This is a genomic window from Nonlabens sp. (assembly GCF_965657255.1).
GTDB lineage: Bacteria > Bacteroidota > Bacteroidia > Flavobacteriales > Flavobacteriaceae > Nonlabens.
Genome location: NZ_CBFHNM010000001.1, coordinates 446,345 through 472,463, shown reverse-complemented (window position 1 = coordinate 472,463; position 26,119 = coordinate 446,345). Strand labels below are relative to the sequence as shown.

The window sequence follows — 26,119 nt, the reverse complement described above, 5'->3', positions numbered from 1 at the left end:
GTATTTAATACTACAAGAATCCCTATTTTTACTTTTTACAATTGATAAATGATTATGAGACATAACTGGACTAAAGAAGAAGTATTAGAAGTTTATAACCGACCGATTATGAATTTGTTATACGATGCGGCAACTATTCATAGAGAATTTCATAACCCTAATCAGGTTCAAGTTTCTACTTTACTTTCTATTAAAACAGGTGGTTGTCCAGAAGATTGTGGATACTGTCCACAAGCGGCGCGTTATCATACAGATGTAGAAGGAAATGACCTCATGTCAGTGCAACAAGTTAAGGCGCAGGCTTTAAGAGCAAAATCTAGTGGTAGTTCTCGTGTTTGTATGGGAGCAGCATGGAGAAATGTAAAAGACGGACCAGAATTTGATCAAGTTCTTGAAATGGTACGTACGATCAATAAATTAGATATGGAAGTGTGTTGTACTCTAGGTATGATCACAGAAAATCAAGCACAGCGACTAGCAGAGGCTGGACTATATGCTTACAATCATAATTTAGACAGCTCTGAAGAGTATTATAAAGAAGTAATTTCTACTCGTGGTTATCAAGATCGCTTAGATACTATTGACAACGTCCGTAAAACTAATGTTACTGTATGTAGCGGTGGTATTATTGGAATGGGAGAGAATATTGAAGACCGTGCAGGTATGTTGGTGGCTTTGGCTAGTTTAAGCCCTCAACCAGAAAGCACACCTATTAATGCTCTTGTTGCTGTGGAAGGAACTCCTTTAGAAGAACAACAACCAGTTTCTATTTGGGAAATGATACGTATGGTAGCGACCACTCGTATAGTAATGCCACAAACTCAAGTAAGATTGAGTGCAGGAAGAACAGATATGTCCAGAGAAGGACAAGCGATGTGTTTCTTTGCAGGTGCAAATTCTATTTTTGCAGGTGATAAGTTGCTTACAACACCTAATCCAGATGTAAACGAGGACATGAAAATGTTTGAGTTATTAGGTTTAGAACCTATGAAGCCATTTGTAAAAAAGGCACAACCAGAAACAGTAGAGGCGCAGTATTCAGAATATAAAGCGCTAGGTGAAAAGCCTAAATGGTCGCGTCCAGGTCATAAAATTGAGCGTAATGAAGAGGCAAAAAAAGCTGGAAAAGCTGTTAAAGCATAGTTACTAGATTATAAAATTCATGAAATTATTTTTAATATTCCTCTTATTTATAATAGGAGGAACTGTTAATGCACAAAATTCAAGTATTGAGATTACTTCTAGTCTTTTTGTAAAAGATAGCATGATTAATACATCTGTTCTGTTTGCAGAAAGTGATGGTCATCAAGGTCATATTGTATTAAGACAAACAGAGAAAATCCTTACCTCAAGCAATTATCCTAAGGAATATTATGTACAACATTATAATAAAGAACTTCAGTTAATTAATGAAATTACCCTTGTTAATGAAGGCAAAAAACAATTTAAAGGCTTAATTGTTAAAGACGGCAAAATAAGCTTAATTCAATTTGAATACGATAAAACAAGTAGCTCAATTATTATAAATATTTTAAAATCAAAGATTGAAAGTCTAAGCTTTATTAAACAAGAGCTTACTGTTTTAGATCAGGAAGATTTTACGTATTACTTTGATGATACAAGTTATTTAAAAGACAACCTTCGGTTTTATCATCCTATAGGAAAATTAAAGTTCTCAAATAATAGAGAGTTTTTCACCATACAATTTGAGCTAGTTGAGAAAAAACAGCAAGACTATCATTTAATTGTCTACAACAATAGTTTAGAAAAGCAATTTGAAACGCATTATCGCAATACAGATAAATATTCAGTTGTTCAGCAAATTGAGGTTCAAGATATTGATGGATCGATTTTATTATTACAAAAGAATTTTAAAAATGAATCATTAAAATTTGAAATAAATGAGCAACCCAATTTTAATTACTCTTTAAAAAGATTAAAAGATGAACAAGAGCAACAAATCGTTATAGATGAAGACAATGTTTTTATAAATGCATTGTTCATTGCCTCTCGTAAGGGTAAAATATCATTAATAGGTTTTTATGGAAATATAAATTCTGACCTTATCAGTGGTGCCTGTCGCTACAACATAAACGAAGGAGGTTTTCAAATTCAGAATGGTTATTTCGAAAAGTTTCCAGATCAGCTAGCTATAGATAAATATGAAAAAGGTATTGAAGAAAAAGTAAAAAAGTTTGGGAAATTAAATATTCGGAATTTATTTTTAGATGATTTTGGAAATATAACACTATCTGCTGAAGAGCACTTTGTAGGAAGTAAACCATTAAGTTTTATCAATCCTGAATATCAACCTTCTTATAGGGCTAAAACTTTCTCTGAAAGAGATAAACATTTTTTTAAAGATATTTTAAGTTTAAGAATGAGTTTTGATGGACAAATTATATGGTCCCGCGTAATCAAAAAAAACCAAATTGGGCTAAAAAAATCGTCTTTCACTACTGTATTTAATGATGAAAAGGTTCATTATTTTTTTAATGGGAATGAAAATAAAATAAAAAATGATCGCATAGAATTTACTGTGTTAAGTCCCAATCGTTCAAGTTTATACATGGTTACTATTTCAAATAAAGGAAAGGTTTATACTAAGTTATTAGGCGAAGAAAAGTCTAGAATTTGGTATGATGTAAGCAACGCAATAATTTCTCATGATGGGAGATCAGTAATTTTTCAAGGTGTCGATAGAAGAGAAAAGCAAATAGTACAAATATCCATGTGATGTATATTTTATAGAAACTACTGTTAACACTTGCCAAAGTCTGTTTTTATTTACTTAGTTTACTTAAGTTTGTAAGCTGTTTATGCCACTTAATCTTCAAGAAATACCTCGTTTAAAAACTATAAGTAAAGATGATTTTGTCAAAAATTATCTAAAGCCACAACGTCCTGTTGTTATAGAAAAACTTACTGAGGACTGGCCAGCTTTTGAAAAGTGGAATTTAGAATATATAAAAAAGGTCGCTGGAGATAAAACGGTGCCTCTTTATGATGATCGCCCGGTTAAGCATGATGAAGGATTTAATGAGGCTCATGCCGAAATGAAAATGGCAGATTATGTTGATTTGCTCATAGAAAAACCCACTAACTTCAGAATCTTTTTATACAATATCATGCAGGAAGTACCGAGTCTACAAACAGACTTTAAGTTTCCTAAATTAGGGATGAAATTGATTAAGGGTTTACCTATGATGTTCTTTGGAGGGACAGATGCTAAAGTGTTTATGCATTATGATATTGATTTTACAAATATTCTACACTTCCATTTTCACGGTAAAAAGCGCTGTGTGATTTTTCCACCAGATCAGTCACCATATTTGTATCGAGTGCCGCATTCTTTGATTGCTAGAGAAGATATTGATTTCTCTAATCCAGATCTAGAGAAGTGGCCAGCATTGAAACAAGCCCAAGGTTTTGTTTGTGAACTCAATCATGGTGAAATGCTTTATATGCCAGAAGGTTACTGGCATTATATGCATTATTTAACTCCTGGATTTTCCATTAGTTTGCGATCTTATCCACGTAAGATAAAGAATTTAGGTAAAGCACTGTATAATTTACTTTTTATGCGTTATTACGATAATTTCATGCGCAAACGTAAAGGTCAGGACTGGATCAATTACAAAAATGAGCAAGCTGTTTTAAAAACGCATAAGGATCTTAATATCAAGGAATAAGTTCTACTGTTTTTGCATAAACTAGATGGCTTTCCCATCCGCGGTAGAGCAGGTAATCAGCTAGCTTTTTTCTTTTTTTATATTTATCTGTTTCAGAGGTAAGTTGTTGTAATCGCTTTCGCGAAAGCGTATCAAAAGCAATCATATAATTACTTTCTGATATTTCTTTTAAACCTAGCTTTATGGTACGCTCATTCAGTCCTTTTATTTTGAGCTCTCGAACTATGCGCTGTCTACCCCATTTTTTAATTCTGAATTTTCCTCTTGCAAATGATTCTGCATAACGTGTTTCATTCAAAAATTTATGATGAATCAAATGTGGGATGATTTCATCAATAGCTAGCTGAATCATTCCCATGCTTTTCAATTTCTCTTCTACGTCTTTGTGGCAGCGTTCTTGATAGGCACAATAGCGCTCAATAGCTCTTGTAGCTTCCTCTACGGTATATGTATCTTGCGACATTTGATAAAGTCTAGCTGTTTGAAAATTTGAATGTTACTTAAGTATGGTTGGAAAAAATTAGTAGAGCCATGTTTTACCAGTCACGCCACTCTTCTGTGATATCTTCATTTCTTCCATTGTTACCTTTCAAATATCCAGCAAGTATGATAATGTCTGCAAGTTGTTCTCGTTGATCGGTCTCAATAAGTTCATGATCACACTTTTCATTAAGCTCGTTAAGGGAAAGGACTATATCTTTAACTTTTTTACTATCGTCTTCATTAAAGTCTGATTTGGACATTTTATCAAGAAAGTTATGCATTAAAGTCATGCATTTAGTGACATCAGTTCCTGTATATGCTGTCTCGCCAGGTTCCATGTATTCCATCATGCCTTTTTCTAAATTTTTTAATGACCTTTTTATTTCAGCGTTTTCTTTTAAATTCATTCAGGACTTTTTAATTTGTTCTTTTGGTTGAGATATGTTTTAATAACACAAACCTAGCTAAAAGTTTAAACTTCAAATACTTTTTTGAAATAAATAGGTATTATGACGAACTATTTGAAGAAAAAATCCACTTATTTCTATGTATAGAGAAGACGTCAAAAATGTCGTTATTGGATAAGTCAGTTATTTTTTAATTTCACCTAAAATATTATCACCTATAACGTTGTCCGATAACCATTCCATTTGATGGACAGTATCTAATTATCTAATAGTTTATTATTTATGAAGTTTTGTGTTCTAAGAAATCAGCTTCACCACATCCTTAGCAAAATAACTAGCAATTAAATCGGCTCCTGCTCTTTTTATAGAGGTTACTTGCTCCATCATGACGGCATCGTGGTTCAACCAGCCTTTTTCTGCAGCCGCTTTAAGCATCGCATATTCTCCACTTACTTGATAAACACTTACTGGGACATCTACTTCATTTTTAATATCTCTTACTATATCGAGGTAACATAATCCAGGTTTAACCATAACAATATCAGCTCCTTCTTCAATATCCATTAAAGTTTCTTTGATCGCTTCACTGCGATTTGCAGGATCCATTTGATAGGTTTTTTTATCTCCAAAACCTGGTGCACTGTCCAGCGCATCTCTAAAAGGTCCATAAAAAGCACTTGCATATTTTGCAGAGTAACTCATGATTCCAGTATCTACAAAACCTTCTTCTTCTAGGGCTTCTCTTATATAAAGAATACGACCGTCCATCATGTCGCTAGGCGCGACCATATTTGCACCTGCTTGTGCGTGTGAAATACTCATTTGAGCAAGCACTTCACAAGTAGCGTCGTTAATGATCTTTTGATTTTCTACAATTCCATCATGTCCATAACTAGAATACGGATCTAACGCCACATCAGTCATTACATACATATCTGGCGCAACATCTTTTACTGTTTTAATAGCACGTTGCATCAGTCCATCTTGATTCAGGGCTTCAGTTCCTTTGTTGTCTTTTAAATCATCAGGTACTTTTACAAAAAGTAATACACTTTTCAATCCCATATCCCAAAGCAGTTGCACTTCTTGCCTTAATAAGTCTAGACTATAACGGTAATAATCTGGCATGGATGCAATTTCTTCTTTGACACCAGTTCCTTCTACAACAAATAAAGGAACAATAAAATCACTTGGTGATATCAATGTTTGTTGTACTAACGATCTTATGGATTCACTAGTTCTTAATCTTCTATTTCTTCTTAATGGAAACATATTATAGTTCTAATTTAGTGATGAGGTTAGAGTAAGCTGCCTCATATTTGGGAATTTTCAAAGTTACTTTCTTTGCAGTATTTAAAATAATTATGGAAGGAATTTCCGAATTACTAGCATCGTGAAGTTTGAATTGACTTTGAATAAAGTCGTTAATTAATAAAGCCTCATCAAAAGTGATGGTATTTCTTTTAGTTTCTTTTGCAGTTTTATAAACAATGATATCTTCTATAAAGCTCATAGATTCAGTTCTAGAGTCGTCAAGAACAAACTCAATGGTAAAATCTTTACTGTCAAAAATATCGTTCATATTATTGACAGTTGGATCGACTTCTTGAGCGCAGGAGACAAGTATGATAAGGCTGAGTAGAAGGATTATTTTTTTCATAGCAAATCCCAGAAAATTTGGCTGGGTAAATTTTGTGTTTATAATTATAAAGCCTGTCCCAAATTTATAAGGGATCTGCTGGAATCATTCTCGTTCTCTTTTTTAATAAATATCGCAAACCCTTTTGATTGCTCTCTCGGCTAAGCCGAGATAGTCGCCAATCTGTTTTCCCTTTGAAAAATGGAAATGCTCTTAGTTTAATTTTAAAAATTCAACTTCAAAAAGAACATTACATTTATTAAAATACTCTGTCTGTCGTCAACTAGTCTGTCGTCAAAAACTTCGCCGTAAAAATCACCCTTTCTTCAACACCACACTACTCGCTTGTGCAGTGCACATTACGGTAAGATCTGCGATATTTACATGTGGTGGTCTTGTGACGGCAAAAAGGATCACATCTGCCACATCTTGAGGTTGCAATGCCATATATCCTTCGTACACTTTATTTGCTCTTTCTGTATCGCCTTTAAAACGCACCTCGCTAAAGTTGGTTTGTACCAATCCTGGATTTACAGCACCAACTCTTACATTATATGGGTTTAAATCTAGTCGCATTCCTGTAGTAATGGCGTCTACAGCATGTTTAGAACCGCAATATACATTTCCATTAGGGTACACTTCTTTTCCAGCCGTAGATCCTATATTGATAATTTGACCATTTTTACGTTCACGCATTTGTGGTATAATCGCATGGCTCACATAAAGCAACCCTTTCACATTAATATCCATCATGGCGTCCCAATCTTCTAGACTTCCTTTGTCAATAGGATCCAGTCCGTGCGCGTTTCCTGCATTATTAATTAAAATATTAATTTCATTAAAAGGAAATTCTTTCAGACTATGAATTTGTTCTTCTACCAGTTTTTGATCACGTACATCAAAGCATAGTGTTTCTACAGGAACCAGTTCAGAAAGTTCTTGTTTTAATTCGGCTAGTTTTTCTTTATTACGACCACAAAGTACGAGCGCAAAATTATTTTGAGCAAGAGTTTGAGCTGTGGCAAGTCCTATACCGCTTGTCGCTCCTGTAATTAATGCTGTTTTCATTTCAAGTCTTTGTACAAAAGTAGGTAAAAGCCATCTTGCAAGATGTTAGCAGTTATAGAAGATATTGTTGCAGTGATAATTATTTGTAATTGTTGCGCTTTCGCGAAAGCGGAACTAGGATATTACTCTTAAAAAAGTAATGGATCTTTATTTATTATTCCAAAAGTTAATTTTGATACGTTAACAATCGATAACATAAAAATATACTTCTGTGAAGGTTATAAGCCTATGCTGTACTAAATTTGGTAGTTACTGAAGCGAGGTCAATTTTAACGTCTTATAAACAGTTTAAACATTGTTAATTGGACATTTTTGTAAATAAATTAAGATTTAACGAAATATACTTATGGATCAACAAAGTACCCAGGTAGATATTGCGAGTATCAATGAAAAAGTGCTACAAGAAAGTCAATTTGTAGAACTGCTCGTTAATGAAATGAATAAGGTTATTGTAGGTCAACAATATATGGTAGAACGCTTGCTTATAGGTCTTCTAGGTCGTGGGCATATTCTACTAGAAGGAGTTCCTGGTCTCGCAAAGACACTAGCGATTACTACGCTTTCTAAAGCGGTAAGCGGTTCTTTTTCTAGAATTCAGTTTACACCAGATTTACTTCCTGCAGATGTTGTGGGAACGCTTATCTATAATATGAAAGATGGTGAATTCAACATTAAGAAAGGACCTATTTTTGCCAACTTTGTACTTGCAGATGAGATCAACCGTGCACCAGCCAAGGTGCAAAGTGCACTGTTAGAAGCGATGCAAGAAAAGCAAGTAACCATAGGCGATAGTACTTTTAAATTGCAAAAGCCTTTCTTAGTAATGGCAACACAAAATCCAGTAGATCAAGAAGGAACTTATCCATTACCAGAAGCACAAATGGACCGTTTTATGTTAAAAACGGTGATCGATTATCCTACGATTGCAGACGAGCAATTTATCATGCGTGCTAATCTTAAAAAAGATTTTCCAGAACCTAATGCAATCATTTCTGTAGAACAAATTTTACGTGCACAAGACGCTGTAGAAATTGTTTATATGGATGAGAAGATTGAAAAGTATATACTAGATATCATTTTTGCAACACGTTATCCAGAGAAATACAATCTGGCCGAATTGAAACCATTGATTTCTTTTGGAGCATCGCCTCGTGGATCGATAAATCTTGCCAAAGCAGCAAAATGTTATGCGTTTATCAAACGTCGTGGTTATGTAGTGCCGGAAGATGTGCGTGCAGTAGTACTAGATGTATTACGTCACAGAATAGGAATTACCTATGAAGCAGAAGCAGAAAATTATACAACCGTAGATATCGTAAATAAAATCGTGAATACGATTGAAGTGCCGTAATTAAGTTATGAGTTATGAGTTATGAGTTCAGAGTTTTGGGTTCAAAATCTGATTTAATAATGATCATTGATATTTCAAATTTAGATAGATGCTTAAAAATTTATTTCTTATCGTACTGATAATGAATTGCTTTTTGTCCTATGGACAGAAAAGCAACTTCAGTCTAGAAGCAAATTTTCCATACACATTTGGTGATAATTTTGTAGACGAAGGTTATAATGGCGCGATTGATTTAGGATTGAAATATAGATTTGCTTCATATGATGCATTAGATCTAGGTGCGTCATTAAACGTAGGTGCTTTTTATAGAGACGATAGTAGATTTGACGGTGGTCCAGATGTAAACGGTAGTGCATTTTTATTTCAGCCAAGAGTTTATGCATCTTTTAAGATAGAAGGTTATGAACGATGGCATCCTATGGTAGGATTAGGGTATTCCTTATTTGCTTTTAATATAAATGATGAGAATTTTGCTGGAGCAAATTTTCAAGAAAATACATCTGACGATGGGATCAATCTTAATCTAGCCGTCGCTTATGATATTGCCCAAAGATGGTTTCTACAATTGCAATATGATTATGTAAGATTAAGCGCTAGAGATGTTAGAAAAACGCCGTATAATCAAAATGTAAATATTTTAAAATTAGGAATAGGTTATAGATTTTAGCTAGATAAAAATAGAATAATTATCAAATTGACTCATTAACAAATCAACACATTAAAATTGAACACACAAGAACTCCTTAAAAAAGTACGTAAGATCGAGATCAAAACTCGTCGTTTAAGCGATGCTGTTTTTGGTGGTGAGTATCACAGTGCTTTTAAAGGTCGTGGAATGACTTTTAGTGAGGTGCGTCAGTACCAGTTCGGTGATGATGTGCGTAATATAGACTGGAATGTAACGGCTAGGTATTCTGAACCTTATATCAAGGTTTTTGAAGAGGAACGAGAGTTGACTTTAATGCTTGTGGCAGATATAAGTGGTTCAACACTTTTTGGAACACAAGAACAAATTAAGAAAGAAATCATTACAGAATTGTGTGCAACACTTGCTTTTAGTGCCATGCAAAACAATGATAAAGTAGGATTGTTATTGTTTTCTGACCAGATAGAATTATATATTCCGCCTAAGAAAGGGAAATTTCATATTCTTAGAATTATAAGGGAATTACTAGAGTTTAAAGCGGTAGGAAAAGGGACAGATGTTGCTGGTGCTTTAAAGTTTCTAGCTGGTGTTCTCAAGAAAAAAGCCATCGTTTTTGTGATGTCAGATTTTATGAGCACTGATTATAAAAAGACTCTACAGATTGCAGGTCGCAAACATGACGTTACTGGCATAAGAGTTTACGACCAGCGCGAGACTGAAATGCCTAAAATAGGACTCGTTCAATTTATAGATCAAGAAACGGGAAAAACACAATTGATCAATACCAGTTCAAAATCTGTACGTACTAAATATGCTGCCTACCATAAAGAGTGTGCGGCTTATTTTAAAGAGTCGTTTACCAGGTCAGATGCTGGTGCGATAGATCTAGAAACAAGAGAAAATTACACTAAAAAACTATTAGGATACTTCAAAGCAAGATGATCAAAAAACTCATTTACATATCGTTTTTATTGTGCGTAGTTTTTGCCGCAGCCCAAGAGCAATCTAAGGATGAGGTGAATACCAAGGTAGATCGCGATTTGATCAAAATAGGAGAAGAGGTAAAGCTAGGAATAGGTGTCGAGGCAGAATTAGGTGATCTCGTTATTTTTCCAGAACAAACCACTATGGGCGCGATGGAAGTAATCAACAGCTATCCAGTAGATAGTTTGCGCATCGCAGATAAAATCAGACTTTTTAAACAATACGGTATTACGCAATTTGATTCTGGCGATTATTGGGTGCCACGTTTAGAAGTTATTAAAAATAGCCGCAGATTGTTTTCAGACTCTGTTTTAGTTAGTGTTAGAGAAGTGGTTGTGGATACTACTAAACAAGGCATGTTTCCTATCAAAGATTCTGTAGAAATAGAAGATCGATCTACAGGTTCTTACAGCTGGATGTGGTGGTTATTACTTTTAATTCCTGTGGTGATTGCTGTTGTTTTGCTTTCGCGAAAGCGGGAAGAAAAAACTTATGAAGAAACATTACAGCCTTATGAGTGGACACAATACCGATTAAAATTGTTAGATGAAAGTGGCCATCTGGAAAACCGTGATTGGAAGCAATATTACACAGAGTTGACCTATATCATAAGAAGTTACATTGATTCTAAAGTATATGGTCAGACATTAGAAAGTACGACAGGACGATTGATCAAAGAATTGAAAATTGCCATGACTGAAAAAGGCATGCATATTACTGATAAAACACAATCGAGATTAGAAGAAATCCTTCAAAAAGCCGATTTAATAAAATTTGCGACCGCTGGTGGAGATGCCATCAGCGCCAAAGAAGATAGGAATCGAACTAGAGAAATCATTGATAATATCCATCAAGTATTGCCACCACCTACAGAGGAAGAGTTAATGCAAGATGCAAAATACCGTAGACAGCAAGAACTTAAAAAACGCACTCAAAAAATAGCTTTAGGAATAGGTGCTACAGTTATTGCTTTAATAATTGCCGGCGGCGTATGGAGTTATGTTTCTGGATTTGATAATGTGAAAGATCAGGTTTTTGGTAACGAATTGAGAGAGCAAACAGAGCAAACCTGGTTAACTAGTGACTATGGTATGCCACCAGTGCAACTTAATTCACCAGATATTTTAGTACGTCAAGACAGTACGGTGTTAAGCGATGATTTTTCAGTCCTAGCAGTAACGGTAGATCAGTTCTCTACTGGAGAAATTTCTGATGATTTTTACATAGGTGTCACGTCCTTTACTTTGAAGGAAACACCTTCTCAAGAAGAAAATCAATTGTCTGCAAAAATGGTTCATGATAATATGATCAAGGTACTAGACGGAATAGGTGCGACAGACATTTTAATGTTAGACGATGAGATAGAAATAGATGGTTTAAAAGGCGTTTCTTTGGAAGGAACTTTTACATTAGATGGTGGTGATTATGAGTATGAAATTATAAAAGTCTTGAATCGTGTAGGAATCAATCAGGTGATGATTACCAATAAGAAAGATGATGAAGATAACGCTGACCGTGAGTTTGGTAGAATATTAAGAGAGCGCGTGAGAAGTTCTATTGTATTTCCATCTTTTGATGATGGTAAAAAGAAAAAAGGACAATGATGGATTGGTTTTCAAATATCAAGTTTGCCTCGCCAGAAATGTTTTGGTTATTACTGGCTTTGCCATTAGCAATCGCTTTTTATGTCTGGACATATAATAGACAAAATGCTCAAGTAAGTGTTTCATCCACCAAAGGTTTTCAAACCAACGGTTCTTTATTAGGTAAGCTCAGGCCATTTTTATTTGTATTGCGATTACTGGCCTTATCACTTATCATTGTTGCTTTAGCAAGACCTCAAACTACTGATGTCACTACAAAAACTAAAACAACTAACGGTATTGATATCGTTCTAGCGGTAGACGTAAGTGCCAGTATGCTAGCTAGAGACCTCAAGCCAGATCGATTAGAGGCCACAAAAGAAGTTGCCGCAGACTTTATTAATGGAAGACCTAATGACCGTATAGGAGTAGTGGTTTATGCAGGAGAAAGTTATACTAAAACACCTATCACGACAGATAAAACTATTTCTTTAAAAGCAATAAAGGATATCAAGTTTGATGGCGTTTTAGAAAATGGGACAGCGATAGGAATGGGACTTGCAACGGCTGTAAATAGATTAAAGGAAAGTGAAGCACTAAGTAAAGTGATTATTTTAATGACCGATGGTGTGAATAACAGCGGTTTTTTAGATCCTAAAATAGCTAGTGAACTTGCAACAGAATTTGAAATCAAAGTTTATACTATAGGAATAGGAACTAATGGAAATGCACCATCGCCTTACAGAGCTTTACCTAATGGAACTTTTGAAATGAGAATGGCACCAGTAGAAATTGATGAAGAGTTGATGAAACAAATTGCAGCAGATACTGGTGGGAGATACTTTAGAGCGACTAACAATCAAAAGCTAAAAGAAATCTATGCCGAAATTGATAAACTAGAAAAAACAGAAATAGAACAATTTGAATTCTATAACATAGAAGAAAAATATCGAGATCTAGTTTTGCTTGCTTTGATATTCATAGGTATAGAAATGTTATTGAGATATACGGTTTTCAAAACGGCGGCTTAATAACTTTTGGGTTAAGACTTATTACTTTAGAGTTTACTCTATAAGGGTGTTATTAATTCAAATGGATACAGTAATTTTTAAACTTAAACTTAAACTTAAACTTAAATTTAATACGTGTACCTACTAGAAGAAAAAATATATTTCTGGCTTTTATGCCTTATTCCAGTATTGGTAGTTCTCTTTATAGGACTTTCTTACTGGAGGTATCGCGCGCAAAAAAAGTATGCCACAAAACAAATGTTAGATCATTTGATACCAGATCAATCTTGGTTCAAACCTATTTTGAAACTCGTAACTGTATGTGTGGGAATTGTGTTTTTGGTATTGGCTTTGGTAAATTTAAAGGCAGGTGAAAAGTTAGAAACGGTAAATCGAGAAGGAGTAGATATTGTATTTGCTGTAGATGTTTCAAAATCTATGCTTGCTGAGGATATTGCGCCCAGTCGTCTAGAAAAGTCACAAAGATTAGTGACAGAAATTATTAATAATCTAGCAAGTGATCGCATAGGATTGATCGCTTATGCTGGTAGCGCCGTACCACAATTACCTATTACTACAGATTATGGTAGTGCGAGAATGTTTTTACAATCCTTAAATACAGAGCTGATTTCTAGTCAAGGAACTGCGATTAATGAAGCCATTCAACTGGCAGAAAGTTATTATAGTGAGGACACAGAAGCTGCAAAAATTCTTGTGATTATTAGTGATGGAGAAGATCATGAAGGAGAAAGTGCTGCCGTTGCAGAAGCCGCTGCAGAAAAAGGAATACGCATCATTACCATAGGTGTGGGAACAGAAGTTGGGGCAACAATTCCACTAAAAGTAAATGGTAGAGTTAGGGAATTCAAAAAAGATCGAGATGGAAAAACGGTCATGACAAAATTAAATCCAGAAACACTTAAAGAAATCGCCGAAGCTGGAAACGGTGCCTATATTGATGGTACGGTTACTGCAAAGGTTATAGAAGAATTAAAAGAACAACTAGCAGGAGTTGATAAAGTGGCATTTGATTCACAACAATATGCAGATTTTGAATCGCAATTTCAGTGGTTTCTTGGTTTCGGATTGTTCTTTTTATTTTTAGATATATTTTATTTAGAAAAGAAAACTGGTTGGTTAAAGAAGTTAAATCTATTTAATGAATAGCATGATGATGAAAAAGATAATAGTAGTTCTAATGGTTTTGGGAAGTTCCGCTTTCGCGAAAGCGCAAGAGATACAACCTATAATAAATACCGAGTATGAAAATTCGGTTGCAAAAGCACAAGAATATGCAAATGATGGAAATTTTAATCTAGCAGAAGCAGCTTACAAAAAAGCAAAAGCAGTGAACCCTAATGCAACAGACGCTGCATACAATTTAGGGAATTTATATTACGAAAACACTAAAAAATACAATGCTTCTACTAACTATTTAGATGCAGCAGAAGTAGCAACTACAAAAGAAGAAAAGCATCGTATTTTTCACAATCAGGGAAACCTTTTATTAGAAAATAAAGAATACAAAAAAGCAGTAGAAGCATATAAAAATGCGTTGAGAAATGATCCTACAGATGAAGAAACGCGTTATAATCTAGCACTTGCAAAAAAAGAAGAAGAAAAGCAAGGTGGCGGCGGTGGCGGTGGTGATGACGAGAATGATAAAAAAGACGACAGCCAGAGCGAGGATCAGGACAATAAAGAAGGCGACAAAGACCAGAAGTCTGATGGAGAAAACGACGGTAAAGAAAACGAGAAAGAAGGCGATGATAAGAAAGGTGATGGAGAAGGTGATAAAGATGAAGATGGAAAACCTAAAGACGGAAAAGATGGTGACGGCGAGCCTAAAAAACAAGATGATCAAAAAGCACCACAACGTGTTGAAGGAAAAATGACACCACAGCAAATAAGTCAAATCCTTGAAGCGATGAATAACGAGGAGCAAAAAATCAGAGATAAAGTAAACGCAAAAAAGGCACAAGGCCCAGCAAAAAAATCTGAAAAAGATTGGTAATGAAACAGCTACTTTACATATTCTTTTTTTTATCCAGTACTTTAAGTATTGCACAAGTAGAATTTACAGCAAACGCAAGTCGTACCAGAATTGCTGTAAATGAACGCCTGCGCATTGAGTTTAAAATGAATGTGGACGGAGATAATTTTACACCACCCAACTTTGTAGGTTTCCAAGTAGTAGCTGGTCCTAGTCAGGCAGTTTCACAAAGCTGGATTAATGGTAAAAGTACAATGTCAAAATCCTATACTTATGTTTTGAAGCCTAATAAAACAGGTAAAGTGACCATACAGCAAGGTGTTATGACCTACCAGGGAAATGAGTATAAAACCATTCCGCAGGTGATTAACGTAACAGGTGCGGTAGAAACGCCTAAAGATCCAGATGATCAATCAATCAGTGTAGAAGATAGTATCCATTTAGTAGCCGAGGTTTCTAATGCCAATCCATATTTAAATGAAGCCATAAGAGTGGTTTATAAAATTTACGTTTCTAATCAAACAGGTGTAAGTGGATGGAATGAATTAGAAAGTCCTAAATACAGAGATTTTTGGTCGCAAAATATAGATAACCGCAACAGACAGGCTCAAAATGGTACTTATCAAGGAGAACCGTATCGTTATTTGGTTTTAAGAGAGGCAATTTTGTATCCGCAAAAGACTGGCAAATTAGAGATAGAGCCTTTAACACTGGATGTTCAAGTACAAATACCTACAAACAGGAGAGATTTTTTTGGTAGACCTTACATGACTACTACTAACAGAACAGTAAGTGCTGGAAAAAGAGAGATTAATGTTAAGAATTTACCAGCAGCTGGAAGACCAGCTAGTTTTATAGGTGCTGTAGGTGATTTTGATTTTAAGGTAGAAACAGATCGCGCTCAATTAGATGCAGGAGAAAGCTTAACCGCCAGCATAAGTGTTTCTGGTTCTGGAAACCTTAAGTTGATGGAGCTTCCTAAATTAAAAACTCCACAAAGCCTTGAGGTATATGATCCAGAACGCATAGACAAAGTAAGTACTAACATTTACGGTATGCGCGGTAGTATTACAGATAACTATATCGTTGTGCCACAATATGGCGGTAAGTATGTGATACCACCAGTAGAATTCTCTTATTTTGATCCTAAAAAAGAAAAGTATATTACTAAAAATAGTGGCGAGATGTTATTACTGGTAGAAGGTGATGCTCCTACTACTAGCGCTGGTGCGATTTCTGGATCAACTGCAAGTGGTAGTTCTAAAAATGTGATTCAAAGTAATGCGCAATTTGCCTTTATTAAGACTGATACCATATTAAAAGATCAAGCAAAGACTTACTTTTTTAATAGCACTACATACTGGTCTATTTTAGGAGGCTCATTGTTGCTGTTACCATTGATTTTAATAGTTAGAAATCAGCAAGAAAAGCGTGGTGCAGATGTGGTAGGAAATCGCATAAGAACTGCAAACAAATTGAGTAAAAAATACTTGAGTACGGCAAAGAAAAACCTGGGTAATCACGAGTTGTTTTATATTTCTTTAGAAAAGTCCTTACACAATTACTTGAAGTCAAAATTGAATATTCAAACGGCAGATATGTCTAAGGATAAAGTAAATGAACTACTAGCGCAAAAAGGTAGTTCATTAGAAACTAGAACCGAGTTTACAGAATTGCTTGCTAGTTGTGAATTTGCGAGATATACTCCATCTTCTGAAGCCACAATGAAAGAAGATTATGAAAAAGCAGGACGCGTGTTGAATGATATTGATAAACAGATAAAGAAGTAAGATGAAAAAGGTAATTATCATATTAGCTATACTTTTCGTTTGTTTTGGAAACGCACAAGAGTCTTTTGAAGATGCCGCTTTCGCGAAAGCGAATGAAGCCTACACGTCAGAAAACTATGATCTGGCTATTGCAGGATATGAGCAAATTCTTAAAACTGGAAAGCACAGCGCTGAGGTCTATTTTAATTTAGGAAATGCATATTATAAAATTAATGCTGTTGGTCCCGCGATTTATAATTATGAAAAAGCCTTGCAGTTGGATCCAGAAAATATAGACGTAGAGAATAACTTGAAGTTTGCTAATCAAATGAAAATTGATGCAATAGAAGACACGCAAGTAGAAGGATTGGTTTCATCAAACTTAGATGCTTTTGTAGCCTCGCTTAGTGTCGATGAATGGGCATATTTCAGTATAGTTTTGGTTCTATTTACCATTTTGATGGCCGTTTTTTATTTTTATGCGCAAACCGCTGGTAAAAAGAGATTGTTTTTTATACTTACTTTTTTAGGACTTATTATTTCTATATTATCAATCACGGCCGCGTTTTACGCAAAAAACAGTCTTAATAAAGAACAATTCGCCATCGTTTATACTGAAGAATTTACTACAAGAGAAGAGCCTAAAGAAAAGGCTGTCGCTAGTTTTATCCTTCATGAAGGCACCAAAGTAGAAGTCCTAGAAGAGTTCAATGAATGGGCATTAGTTTTGATAGCAAACGGTAGCAAAGCCTGGATGCCACTGGAAAAGATCAAAAAGTTATAATTTCCAATTTCATTAACTGACTTTCTTTAGTTCCATCGTTATTTTAGATGTTTCATGCCTGATGAAGCTTCATTGGGCTTTTGAAATTTAAACAACCAACTCATGTTCAAACATTTAAAAGGAGATTTATTCGGTGGCCTTACTGCTGGTGTTGTTGCATTGCCACTGGCATTAGCCTTTGGGGTACAATCAGGAATGGGTGCTATCGCTGGTCTTTATGGTGCTATATTTATTGGATTTTTTGCATCTCTTTTTGGCGGAACAAACACTCAGATTTCTGGGCCTACTGCTCCTATGACTGCGGTAAGTATGGTGGTTATTGCAGGAATAGTTCAGGTTTATGAAGGAAATCTAGCAGACGCTCTTCCAGCAATTTTAGCTGTATTTATTATGGCAGGATTGATGCAAATCTCTTTAGGGATCCTTAAGCTAGGTAAATACATCAAGTATATTCCTTATCCAGTGGTTTCAGGTTTTATGACTGGAATAGGTGTTATCATATTACTTACCCAAATTTTACCAGCTATAGGTTATTATCCAGCAGAAGACGAGCAGTTTGTTCAACAATTTGAACCACAGGCTAGAGAAGTTATATTGCAAAATTTACTTAATGAAAGCACTGGGGAAAACACTTTAAATTTTGAAGATTATCAAGCTGCGGCAACTCAAGGAGCTCAAATATCTAAAGAAGAGCTGGAGAAAGAATCTAGAACTATTGCCAAAAAGAAAAGTAGTGGTGTTCTAGGAGCCATTAAAACCTTTCCGTCAGCGATTCAAAAAGTGGATTTTACAGAATTAGGAATAGCACTTATAACTATATTTATCATCTTCGGTTTTAAAAGAATTACGTCTACTATTCCATCAACCTTAGTGGCGCTATTAGGTGTCTCTATTGCTGTTTATTTTATGGGCCTTGAAGTAAGAACCATAGGAGAAATTCCTACTCAATTACCTATGCCCAATTTTAAGATCATTACAGGTTTTAGCATTAGTGCAATTGCTCCATACATTTTTACTGCACTGACATTAGCATTTCTTGGTGCAATAGATTCACTTTTGACCAGTGTGGTGGCTGATAATATGACCAAGACTAAGCACGATCCTAACAAAGAACTGGTAGGTCAAGGAATAGGAAATAGTATTGCGGCTATTTTTGGCGGGATTCCTGGTGCAGGTGCTACCATACGTACTGTGGTGAATATAAATTCTGGAGGAAAAACAAAACTTTCAGGTATGATCGCTGCGGTTTTGTTATTGATTATTGTTGTTGCTTTAGGTGGTTTTGCAGAAAATATTCCTAGCGCAGTTCTCGCCGGTATTTTAATTACTGTAGGAATAGGTGTTATGGATTACAAAGGACTTAAAGTGCTAGGTTCCATTCCTAAAAGTGACATCATCGTTATGTTTACTGTGCTGTTGCTCACTGTTTTTTGGGATCTCGTTTATGCCGTAGGTATTGGGCTAGTATTAGCTAGTTTGATTTTTATGAAAAAGATGGGTGATGTAAATAATAACAAATCAGGAATTAAAAAGCTTACTGGCCTTAAAAATATTGATCATGCAGATTACTCTCGTATTCCAGTAAAATTGCGAGAAGAAATTTTTATAAAGGAATTAAATGGTCCTATATTTTTTGGGTATACTAGTGATTTTCAATCCATGTCACGAGAGATTCCAGAATATGCGACACATGCTATTATACGTATGAAAAAGGTGCCTTTTGTAGATCAATCAGGACTATTTGCTTTTGAAGATGTCTTACAAAACCTGGTTCAAAAAGGGATCACTCCATTGATTGTTGGTATTCAGGAACAGCCTTTATATCGTTTAGAAACAATAGATATCATTCCAGATTTAGTAGGAGCAGATCATGTTTTTGAAGATTACAACGCTTGTTTAAATTGGATTATTGAAAATGTAGAGGATACAGTGGCTCCTATCGTTGAGTAAATTTGCTTCATTCTTGTTATATGTTTTGTTCTCGCTTTAGCGAAAGCGGAATCACAATAGCTTACATAGCTTTAAACAGTAGTTTATTTATCAAATAATGATTGTGCAAATGGCATTTTAACTAAATAATATAGATATAGAAATTACTTATTTCTTTATTCATGCACAGTATCCTTGTAGTATTCTTAATAAATAAGCCTTAAAAAAATGTATCTTTGATTTTCAAATAAACCTTATGGATCAGACCAAAAAAGTTGCTGTTATAGGCGGTGGTAGCTGGGCGACAGCCATAGTGAAAATGCTTTGTGAAAACCTAGATACAGTCTACTGGTATATGCGTAGCGATTATGCTATTGAGCACATTAAACGTAATGATCATAATCCTAATTATTTAAGTTCGGTAGAATTTAAAACTTCTCAACTGCACCTTTCTAGCGATATTAATGAAATCATAAATCTTGTAGATTATTGCATTTTTGCTATCCCTAGTGCATTTGTTTACACAGAGTTAAAAGAGCTAACGGTCTCATTAAAAGATAAAGTCATTTTTAGTGCTATCAAAGGCATAGTTCCAGAAACTGGTAAGATAGTAGGAGAGCATTTTCACGACGAATATGAATTAGATTTTCAAAACATAGGTGTACTTACTGGACCTTGTCATGCAGAAGAAGTAGCACTAGAAAGACTTTCTTATCTTACTATCGCCTGTGCAGATGAAGAGAAAGCTAAATTTATTGCAGAGCGTGTAAGCAGTGATTATATCAACTGCAAAATTAGTGACGATATCATTGGTACCGAGTACGCAGCAATGCTAAAGAATATCTATGCCATCGCAGCAGGAATTGCTCATGGTTTAGGTTATGGCGATAATTTTCAAAGCGTATTGATGAGTAATGCGATAAGAGAGATGAAGCGTTTTATCAAAAAAGTTCATAAGATGAAGCGTAATATCAATGATAGCGCTTACTTAGGAGATTTATTAGTAACTGGTTATTCAGGATTCTCTCGCAATAGAATGTTCGGTAATATGCTGGGTAAAGGATATACCGTAAGAAGTGCACAAATGGAAATGAGTATGGTAGCAGAAGGTTATTATGCTACTAAAAGTGCTTTTAAAATAAATGAAGAAAAAGGAGCTAAAACTCCTATACTAGATGCTGTTTATAGCATCTTATACGATAATAAAAATCCTAAAAAGGTATTTAATAAACTAGCTGAAAAGCTGGATTAAAATTTAAAACAGATATGTCAAATATTGCAAGCAGCTTCGGGATGGATGAGGCTTTAAAACAACTAGGTATCAAAGATGTAAATCACGGTACTTCAACAGGTAATAATCATTTTGGTAGTGGAGAAGAAATTGCTTCTTACTCACCAGTAGATGGTCAACTAATAGGTAAAGTAACAACCACTACTCAAGCAGACTATGATCAGGTGATGGAAAAAGCTCAAGCAGCTTTTATAGAGTGGAGAACTATGCCTGCTCCACAGAGAGGAGAAATCGTAAGACAATTTGGTAACAAATTAAGAGACCTTAAAGAACCTCTCGGGAAACTCGTTTCTTATGAAATGGGTAAGTCCTACCAAGAAGGTTTAGGAGAAGTTCAAGAAATGATCGACATCTGTGATTTTGCAGTAGGTTTATCTAGACAGCTTAACGGTCAGGTAATTCCATCGGAACGTCCAGGACATGTTATGAGAGAACAATGGCATCCTATAGGAGTTGTTGGGATTATATCTGCATTTAATTTCCCTGTGGCTGTTTGGGCGTGGAACACAGCTTTGGCTTGGATTTGTGGAGATGTATGTGTATGGAAAGGATCTGAAAAAGCACCTTTATGCACTGTTGCATGTCAAAACATTATAGCAGCAATTTTAAAAGAAAATAATTTACCAGAAGGTATTTCAAGTATCATTAATGGAGACTACAAAGTAGGTGAAATGATGACTACAGACTCTAGAATTCCATTAGTATCTGCTACAGGATCTACTAGAATGGGAAGAATAGTAGGTGCAACAGTTGCACAACGTTTCGGAAAATCATTACTAGAATTAGGAGGAAATAACGCTATAATTATTACACCTACCGCAGACTTAAAAGTAGTTGTTCCTGGTGCTGTTTTTGGTGCTGTAGGAACTTGTGGACAGCGTTGTACATCAACTAGAAGATTAATTATACACGAATCTGTTTATGATAAGGTACGTGATGCCATTGTAGGTGCTTATGGTCAGTTAACTATAGGGAATCCACTAGATGAAAAAAATCATATAGGTCCATTAATAGATAAAGATTCAGTAAACACCTATCTAGCAGCCATTGAAAAAGCAAAAGCTGAAGGTGGAAATGTACTTGTTGATGGCGGAGTTCTTGAAGGTGAAGGATATGAAAGCGGTTGTTATGTAAAACCAGCTATTATTGAGGCAGAGAATCATTTTGAAATCGTACAGCACGAAACTTTTGCACCTATTTTATATGTAATGAAATACTCTGGTGATGTAGAAAATGCTATCGAAAAACAAAATGGCGTAGCACAAGGATTGTCAAGTGCTATTATGACTAATGAGATGAAGGAAGCAGAGAAATTTTTATCATTTGCGGGATCAGATTGTGGGATTGCAAATGTTAATATAGGAACAAGTGGTGCTGAGATAGGTGGCGCTTTTGGTGGTGAAAAGGAAACCGGTGGTGGACGCGAGTCTGGATCTGATGCGTGGAAAGTATATATGAGAAGACAAACGAACACCGTAAACTACTCTGACGAATTACCACTTGCACAAGGAATTAAGTTTGATTTAGATTAATATTTTATAGCTAGATTAAGGGATGAATTTCCAGAAAATTTGGCTATTAAATGCTCAATAACAGAGAATAGACTTTTTCCAAATTTATCTGGAATCTTTTAGTATTATCTCAATCTATAAGACTTCATAATTACACAAAACCGCTTTAAAAATAAGGCGGTTTTTTATTGTCAGATGAAATTTGGGTATAAATACTCATTGATTTGCATCCATAAGAATTCTATTATTGAAGTATTCAAATAAAACTTTATATCTTTAAACAATGAGAAAACCCAGAAACCAAGAAACCCAGAAATTTAATTGGTCAAAGTCTTATCTAATACTACTTTTTGCAGGTATTTTTATTTTTAACAGTTGTGAAAAAGATGCTGTTACAGATAAACAGCAAATCGAAATTGCACAACCAACTTTTAAAGTAAAAACGTTGAGTAAAAATGATATTTCTACACGATCTCATGTACAACAGGCATTAAATAAGGTTAAGAAGCAATTAAACCCTGATTTAAACACCAAGATTGTATATGATAGTATCAATAATATCTGGATTAATGATAATAATGTTAATTATGTAACTAGTGGAAATTATGAGAGCTATACATTTGGAGTTTACGATCCAAATGCGCCTGATGAATTAAAAAATCTAATATTACATAAGCAAAGTGATAGTACTTTTACACCCATTTTGACAAAGTATATTAAGAGTAGCATCGATAATTCAATAATAGACGTAGAGTATAGTTTGCTTAATAGTATGTCATTTCAATTTAGCCAAAAGAACACCCATATTGGTGAGCGACTACAACCTTGTCATATGCAAAGTGATTGCAAATGTTGGATGATTGTAGGTTTCGACGATGATGGCAATGCTTTAATATCGATAAAGGATGACTGTGCAGAAGGAGATAACAGCTCTTCCTCCGGTGGTGGTTACGACGACGGCGATAGCTCAGGAGATGATGATAGCTCAGACGATTCTAACACAGGAACTGGTGCTGGTTCAAATCCACCTGGTGATGGTACTCCTAACGGCGATGGAGAAGGAAGTGGTGGTTCTTCCGGTACTTCTACAAATGATGGTAACAACTTACCTATTGTAACAAAACCAGTTAAACTTACTCGTGAAGAAATACTAACAAATCAATTAAATGATTTGATTGAAGGAACAAATGAAAGTTTCTCACTTGGCAATGAGAGTAATTTATCACTAAATTTTAATACATTTGAAGATTTTGAAATTTTCAGGAATGATTTCTTAGCTAATTTCCCAACTAATTTAGATAGCCATACTAATGACCTACAACCTAATGGAAAAATAAGAGTTACTTCTATTAGTAATTTAGGACCATCAATGCGTATTTCTGTTGGCTGTGACGTGACCTTAGATGATCCGAATACTTCGAGAATCGATGAATCCAGTGTTGAAAACGTTAATTCTTATCTCAGTGGAGCGGATATATTTTATGAGTATGTCCATAACAATTCGCTAGATACCTATGACTCTACAACCTATACTGATTTTAATGTACTCTATGTTAGAGGAGATTTAAAAGTTCATTTAACGATTGGATCGTTCTTAAGGATATGGACGTTAGATACTAGGACTACAGTCATGATACGTAAATCTGATGCTTCTGTTATTTCTGCGTACACGGAAATTCAATTTTAAATAAAAATATATGTTTAAAATAGACGATTACTCCTTTATTCTTATACTGATACAATTAGGCATTATATTAATAAACATCCTTGTAATTATTTTAATTTTCAGATGGATTAGGAAAAGATTAAAGAAATCAAAAACTTCTTGATTATTCAAACAAGAAGTCAAATAAGGTTAATGTCGAATGATTAGTATAAATTATCATCTTGGTTTATGGCCAATATTCGTTGTGTTATTTTGGTCTATTGTTACTTTAATATTTTTTATTTGGCTCTATCGGAAGTTTTATAAAAAGAAATAATAATAATATCGCCAAAATAAAATTAGTAAGTTTCGTGTAAAACATTCACCACAATCATTCATAGGTGCGGACTTAAGTCCGCACCTATGAATGATTTAATCCTCTAAAATCTTTTCCAATACCACTAAATAATCGGCTTGATTATTTACAAAGTCCAGATCAGTCACATCGATTACTTTTACTTGCAGTTCTTGTTGTGATCTAATGAAATCGGCATAGCCTTGTTGTATTTGAGAAAGGTAGCTGGCCTCTATATTCTTCTCATAATCGCGACCACGTTTTTTAATGTTTTCTAATAATCGGTCTTCGGTCTGGTACAGGTAAACATATAAATCTGGTTTCACTAATTCCTTATACATCATGTTAAAAAGACGTTTGTAAAGCGAGTATTCATCTTTGTCTAGCGTTATTTTGCTAAAAATCAATGATTTGATCACATAATAATCGGCAACGGTAAATTCTTTAAAGAGATCTTGTTGTGCTACTTCGTCACTTAATTGTTGGTAACGATCTGCCAGGAAAGACATTTCTAGCGGAAAAGAATAACGTTCTTTATCTTCATAAAAAAGCGGCAAAAAAGGGTTATCTGCAAAACGCTCCAGCACTTGTTTGGCATTAAAATCTTCGGCTAGTTTATGCGTGAGACTCGTTTTACCACTTCCTATATTTCCCTCGACGGCTATAAAGTTGAGGTTTTGGATGGGATACCGCTTTCGCGAAAGCGGAATTTCAAAATCCATCATTCTCTCTAACGACTCTAAGTTGCTAGAAAGTTCTACCATACTTTTACCAAGAACTGGATGAACAATTTTATAAGCAATATCTACGAGCGGCTGCATCACAAAATTGCGTTCATGCATTCTAGGATGCGGAACTTGTAAGTGACTTGTGTCAATTATTTCATCATTAAATAAAACGATATCTAAATCAATCACTCGATCTTCATACGTATCGCCAGTGCGAGGTTTACGACCCATTTCTCGCTCAATTTCTTGAAGAATAGCGATCGTTTCTTGTGCATTTTTACGACTATTTACCAGAATACAAGTGTTTAAGAAATCACCACCTGTAAATCCAGCAGCCGGAACTTCATAAACTCCAGCAGTTTTAATCACAAGACCTAGTCGTCGCTCAATATGACTAGATGCGTCCAGTAAATGCTGCTTTCTATCGCCCAGATTACTACCTAAGGCGATGTATATCTTATGGTTATGAATTAGTGAGATGCTCTTAATTTTTGCAGCAAATTAAGGAATAATGACCAACTCTTAAACTACTTTTACTACTTATTATGAAGACACTTACAGGTTCTAAATTACGTCTAGCAAATCGCATTTATCTTGTACTTGCGGCATTATTTATATGCTCGCTGGTAGTTTCTAACCTTATTTTCCAAAAGTTTTTTTACTGGAATCCGTTTGGATGGTTCAATTTTGAAATTTCAGTAGGTTTACTGCCTTATCCCATTACCTTTCTAGTAACCGATTTAGTAAGTGAAATTTACGGTCGTCGTAAAGCAAATGATCTGGTACTAGCAGGAATCTTTGCATCGGTATTTAGTCTTGGTATCATTGCCGTGGCAGATGTTGCTCCAGCCATAGACGCCAGTCCTATTCAGGATGCGTTGTTTACTAAGGTTTTTGGCGCAACAACCATCGCTGTTATTGCCAGTATGAGTGCTTACTTGTTTGCTCAATTTATAGACATACAGATTTATCATTTTTGGAAAAGACTGACTAATGGTAAAATGCTTTGGTTGCGTAACAACTTCAGTACTATATTTTCACAGTTCGTTGATACTTTATGTGTTTTATTATTGTTATGTTTCAACAACATTATACCGTGGGAAAATTTTAAATCGCTATTAATAGCAGGGTTTTTGTTTAAGATGCTCGTGGCTTTGATTGATACACCATTATTATATGGAGGCGTTTATCTCTTCAGGCGCTTGTTTGGATTAGAAGTAGGAGAAGAAATTGAAATAGATTAGAAAAAAT

23 protein-coding genes are annotated in these 26,119 nt (G+C 34.9%); 17 read left to right on the top strand and 6 right to left on the bottom strand.

The genetic code is table 11. The features are described from left to right. Positions 1 to 54 precede the first annotated feature (54 nt). The 3 genes from bioB to ACTF54_RS02115 all read left to right on the top strand — a co-directional run bounded on the left by bioB (position 55) and on the right by ACTF54_RS02115 (position 3,692). Positions 55 to 1,143, top strand: a complete 1,089-nt coding sequence (bioB, locus tag ACTF54_RS02125) for a biotin synthase BioB (RefSeq protein WP_347195662.1) — start codon at positions 55 to 57, stop codon at positions 1,141 to 1,143. A gap of 19 nt (positions 1,144 to 1,162) precedes the next feature. Further along, positions 1,163 to 2,737 (top strand): hypothetical protein, encoded by a 1,575-nt coding sequence (locus ACTF54_RS02120; protein WP_347195663.1) that lies wholly within the window; start codon positions 1,163 to 1,165, stop codon positions 2,735 to 2,737. An 82-nt stretch (positions 2,738 to 2,819) separates the two neighbouring features. Continuing rightward, a complete protein-coding gene (locus tag ACTF54_RS02115; protein WP_347195664.1) occupies positions 2,820 to 3,692 on the top strand; it encodes a cupin-like domain-containing protein in 873 nt (290 codons plus the stop codon). On the opposite strand, the gene ACTF54_RS02110 is transcribed toward ACTF54_RS02115, so the two are convergent. The 5 genes from ACTF54_RS02110 to ACTF54_RS02090 form a co-directional block, all read right to left on the bottom strand. Then, positions 3,682 to 4,155, bottom strand: a complete 474-nt coding sequence (locus tag ACTF54_RS02110; RefSeq protein WP_438968621.1) for a regulatory protein RecX — start codon at positions 4,153 to 4,155, stop codon at positions 3,682 to 3,684. The genes ACTF54_RS02115 and ACTF54_RS02110 overlap by 11 nt on opposite strands. Before the next feature lie 73 nt (positions 4,156 to 4,228). Beyond that, the gene (locus tag ACTF54_RS02105) at positions 4,229 to 4,582 is read right to left on the bottom strand and encodes a hypothetical protein (RefSeq protein ID WP_347195666.1); all 354 of its coding nucleotides are present in this window, start codon (positions 4,580 to 4,582) and stop codon (positions 4,229 to 4,231) included. A 297-nt stretch (positions 4,583 to 4,879) separates the two neighbouring features. Next, positions 4,880 to 5,854, bottom strand: a complete 975-nt coding sequence (gene hemB, locus ACTF54_RS02100; RefSeq protein ID WP_347195667.1) for a porphobilinogen synthase — start codon at positions 5,852 to 5,854, stop codon at positions 4,880 to 4,882. 1 nt (position 5,855) lies between these two features. Further along, complete coding sequence (locus tag ACTF54_RS02095; RefSeq protein ID WP_438968620.1) at positions 5,856 to 6,164, bottom strand: hypothetical protein; 309 nt, start codon at positions 6,162 to 6,164, stop codon at positions 5,856 to 5,858. Positions 6,165 to 6,536: 372 nt separating this feature from the next. Next, entirely contained in the window at positions 6,537 to 7,289 is a 753-nt protein-coding gene (locus ACTF54_RS02090; protein ID WP_347195669.1) for an SDR family NAD(P)-dependent oxidoreductase, read from the bottom strand. Positions 7,290 to 7,635: 346 nt separating this feature from the next. Here ACTF54_RS02090 and ACTF54_RS02085 point away from each other — a divergent pair, with 346 nt between their 5' ends. The 13 genes from ACTF54_RS02085 to ACTF54_RS02025 all read left to right on the top strand — a co-directional run bounded on the left by ACTF54_RS02085 (position 7,636) and on the right by ACTF54_RS02025 (position 23,827). Continuing rightward, a complete protein-coding gene (locus ACTF54_RS02085) occupies positions 7,636 to 8,640 on the top strand; it encodes an AAA family ATPase (protein WP_438968619.1) in 1,005 nt (334 codons plus the stop codon). An 88-nt stretch (positions 8,641 to 8,728) separates the two neighbouring features. After that, complete coding sequence (locus ACTF54_RS02080; RefSeq protein WP_438968618.1) at positions 8,729 to 9,307, top strand: outer membrane protein; 579 nt, start codon at positions 8,729 to 8,731, stop codon at positions 9,305 to 9,307. A gap of 57 nt (positions 9,308 to 9,364) precedes the next feature. Beyond that, entirely contained in the window at positions 9,365 to 10,228 is an 864-nt protein-coding gene (locus tag ACTF54_RS02075) for a DUF58 domain-containing protein (RefSeq protein WP_347195672.1), read from the top strand. Next, complete coding sequence (locus ACTF54_RS02070; RefSeq protein WP_438968617.1) at positions 10,225 to 11,874, top strand: hypothetical protein; 1,650 nt, start codon at positions 10,225 to 10,227, stop codon at positions 11,872 to 11,874. Before ACTF54_RS02075 ends, ACTF54_RS02070 begins: the two co-directional genes overlap by 4 nt. Then, positions 11,871 to 12,884, top strand: a complete 1,014-nt coding sequence (locus ACTF54_RS02065) for a vWA domain-containing protein (protein ID WP_438968616.1) — start codon at positions 11,871 to 11,873, stop codon at positions 12,882 to 12,884. The genes ACTF54_RS02070 and ACTF54_RS02065 overlap by 4 nt, the downstream gene beginning before the upstream one ends. 114 nt (positions 12,885 to 12,998) lie before the next feature. Continuing rightward, positions 12,999 to 14,030: a VWA domain-containing protein gene (locus ACTF54_RS02060; RefSeq protein ID WP_347195320.1), complete on the top strand. Its 1,032-nt coding sequence runs from the start codon at positions 12,999 to 13,001 to the stop codon at positions 14,028 to 14,030. Between the two features lie 7 nt (positions 14,031 to 14,037). Next, positions 14,038 to 14,877, top strand: coding sequence for a tetratricopeptide repeat protein (locus ACTF54_RS02055; RefSeq protein WP_438968615.1), 840 nt, complete (start codon positions 14,038 to 14,040; stop codon positions 14,875 to 14,877). After that, on the top strand, positions 14,877 to 16,646 hold the full coding sequence (locus tag ACTF54_RS02050; protein WP_347195318.1) for a BatD family protein: 1,770 nt from the start codon (positions 14,877 to 14,879) through the stop codon (positions 16,644 to 16,646). Before ACTF54_RS02055 ends, ACTF54_RS02050 begins: the two co-directional genes overlap by 1 nt. Position 16,647: 1 nt before the next feature. Beyond that, positions 16,648 to 17,409 (top strand): tetratricopeptide repeat protein, encoded by a 762-nt coding sequence (locus ACTF54_RS02045; protein WP_438968614.1) that lies wholly within the window; start codon positions 16,648 to 16,650, stop codon positions 17,407 to 17,409. 102 nt (positions 17,410 to 17,511) lie between these two features. Then, positions 17,512 to 19,359: a SulP family inorganic anion transporter gene (locus tag ACTF54_RS02040; RefSeq protein ID WP_438968613.1), complete on the top strand. Its 1,848-nt coding sequence runs from the start codon at positions 17,512 to 17,514 to the stop codon at positions 19,357 to 19,359. A gap of 235 nt (positions 19,360 to 19,594) precedes the next feature. Beyond that, a complete protein-coding gene (locus ACTF54_RS02035) occupies positions 19,595 to 20,590 on the top strand; it encodes an NAD(P)H-dependent glycerol-3-phosphate dehydrogenase (protein WP_438968612.1) in 996 nt (331 codons plus the stop codon). A gap of 14 nt (positions 20,591 to 20,604) precedes the next feature. After that, positions 20,605 to 22,161, top strand: coding sequence for an L-piperidine-6-carboxylate dehydrogenase (amaB, locus tag ACTF54_RS02030; RefSeq protein ID WP_438968611.1), 1,557 nt, complete (start codon positions 20,605 to 20,607; stop codon positions 22,159 to 22,161). A 262-nt stretch (positions 22,162 to 22,423) separates the two neighbouring features. After that, the gene (locus ACTF54_RS02025; RefSeq protein ID WP_438968610.1) at positions 22,424 to 23,827 is read left to right on the top strand and encodes a hypothetical protein; all 1,404 of its coding nucleotides are present in this window, start codon (positions 22,424 to 22,426) and stop codon (positions 23,825 to 23,827) included. 390 nt (positions 23,828 to 24,217) lie between these two features. Here the strand turns inward: ACTF54_RS02025 and folK are convergent, their stop codons facing one another. Continuing rightward, positions 24,218 to 25,318 (bottom strand): 2-amino-4-hydroxy-6-hydroxymethyldihydropteridine diphosphokinase, encoded by a 1,101-nt coding sequence (gene folK, locus ACTF54_RS02020; protein ID WP_438968662.1) that lies wholly within the window; start codon positions 25,316 to 25,318, stop codon positions 24,218 to 24,220. 95 nt (positions 25,319 to 25,413) lie between these two features. Between folK and ACTF54_RS02015 the strand changes: the two genes are divergently transcribed. Further along, on the top strand, positions 25,414 to 26,112 hold the full coding sequence (locus tag ACTF54_RS02015) for a queuosine precursor transporter (RefSeq protein ID WP_438968609.1): 699 nt from the start codon (positions 25,414 to 25,416) through the stop codon (positions 26,110 to 26,112). The last annotated feature ends 7 nt before the right edge of the window (positions 26,113 to 26,119 follow it).

What these genes read in the sequence shown, in the direction of transcription:
- bioB (WP_347195662.1), top strand. Translation starts at nt 55, where the DNA reads ATGAGACATAACTGGACTAAAGAAGAAGTATTAGAAGTTTATAACCGA.
- ACTF54_RS02120 (WP_347195663.1), top strand. Translation starts at nt 1,163, where the DNA reads ATGAAATTATTTTTAATATTCCTCTTATTTATAATAGGAGGAACTGTT.
- ACTF54_RS02115 (WP_347195664.1), top strand. Translation starts at nt 2,820, where the DNA reads ATGCCACTTAATCTTCAAGAAATACCTCGTTTAAAAACTATAAGTAAA.
- ACTF54_RS02110 (WP_438968621.1), bottom strand. Translation starts at nt 4,155, where the DNA reads ATGTCGCAAGATACATATACCGTAGAGGAAGCTACAAGAGCTATTGAG.
- ACTF54_RS02105 (WP_347195666.1), bottom strand. Translation starts at nt 4,582, where the DNA reads ATGAATTTAAAAGAAAACGCTGAAATAAAAAGGTCATTAAAAAATTTA.
- hemB (WP_347195667.1), bottom strand. Translation starts at nt 5,854, where the DNA reads ATGTTTCCATTAAGAAGAAATAGAAGATTAAGAACTAGTGAATCCATA.
- ACTF54_RS02095 (WP_438968620.1), bottom strand. Translation starts at nt 6,164, where the DNA reads ATGAACGATATTTTTGACAGTAAAGATTTTACCATTGAGTTTGTTCTT.
- ACTF54_RS02090 (WP_347195669.1), bottom strand. Translation starts at nt 7,289, where the DNA reads ATGAAAACAGCATTAATTACAGGAGCGACAAGCGGTATAGGACTTGCC.
- ACTF54_RS02085 (WP_438968619.1), top strand. Translation starts at nt 7,636, where the DNA reads ATGGATCAACAAAGTACCCAGGTAGATATTGCGAGTATCAATGAAAAA.
- ACTF54_RS02080 (WP_438968618.1), top strand. Translation starts at nt 8,729, where the DNA reads ATGCTTAAAAATTTATTTCTTATCGTACTGATAATGAATTGCTTTTTG.
- ACTF54_RS02070 (WP_438968617.1), top strand. Translation starts at nt 10,225, where the DNA reads ATGATCAAAAAACTCATTTACATATCGTTTTTATTGTGCGTAGTTTTT.
- ACTF54_RS02065 (WP_438968616.1), top strand. Translation starts at nt 11,871, where the DNA reads ATGATGGATTGGTTTTCAAATATCAAGTTTGCCTCGCCAGAAATGTTT.
- ACTF54_RS02055 (WP_438968615.1), top strand. Translation starts at nt 14,038, where the DNA reads ATGAAAAAGATAATAGTAGTTCTAATGGTTTTGGGAAGTTCCGCTTTC.
- ACTF54_RS02050 (WP_347195318.1), top strand. Translation starts at nt 14,877, where the DNA reads ATGAAACAGCTACTTTACATATTCTTTTTTTTATCCAGTACTTTAAGT.
- ACTF54_RS02045 (WP_438968614.1), top strand. Translation starts at nt 16,648, where the DNA reads ATGAAAAAGGTAATTATCATATTAGCTATACTTTTCGTTTGTTTTGGA.
- ACTF54_RS02040 (WP_438968613.1), top strand. Translation starts at nt 17,512, where the DNA reads ATGTTCAAACATTTAAAAGGAGATTTATTCGGTGGCCTTACTGCTGGT.
- ACTF54_RS02035 (WP_438968612.1), top strand. Translation starts at nt 19,595, where the DNA reads ATGGATCAGACCAAAAAAGTTGCTGTTATAGGCGGTGGTAGCTGGGCG.
- amaB (WP_438968611.1), top strand. Translation starts at nt 20,605, where the DNA reads ATGTCAAATATTGCAAGCAGCTTCGGGATGGATGAGGCTTTAAAACAA.
- ACTF54_RS02025 (WP_438968610.1), top strand. Translation starts at nt 22,424, where the DNA reads ATGAGAAAACCCAGAAACCAAGAAACCCAGAAATTTAATTGGTCAAAG.
- ACTF54_RS02015 (WP_438968609.1), top strand. Translation starts at nt 25,414, where the DNA reads ATGAAGACACTTACAGGTTCTAAATTACGTCTAGCAAATCGCATTTAT.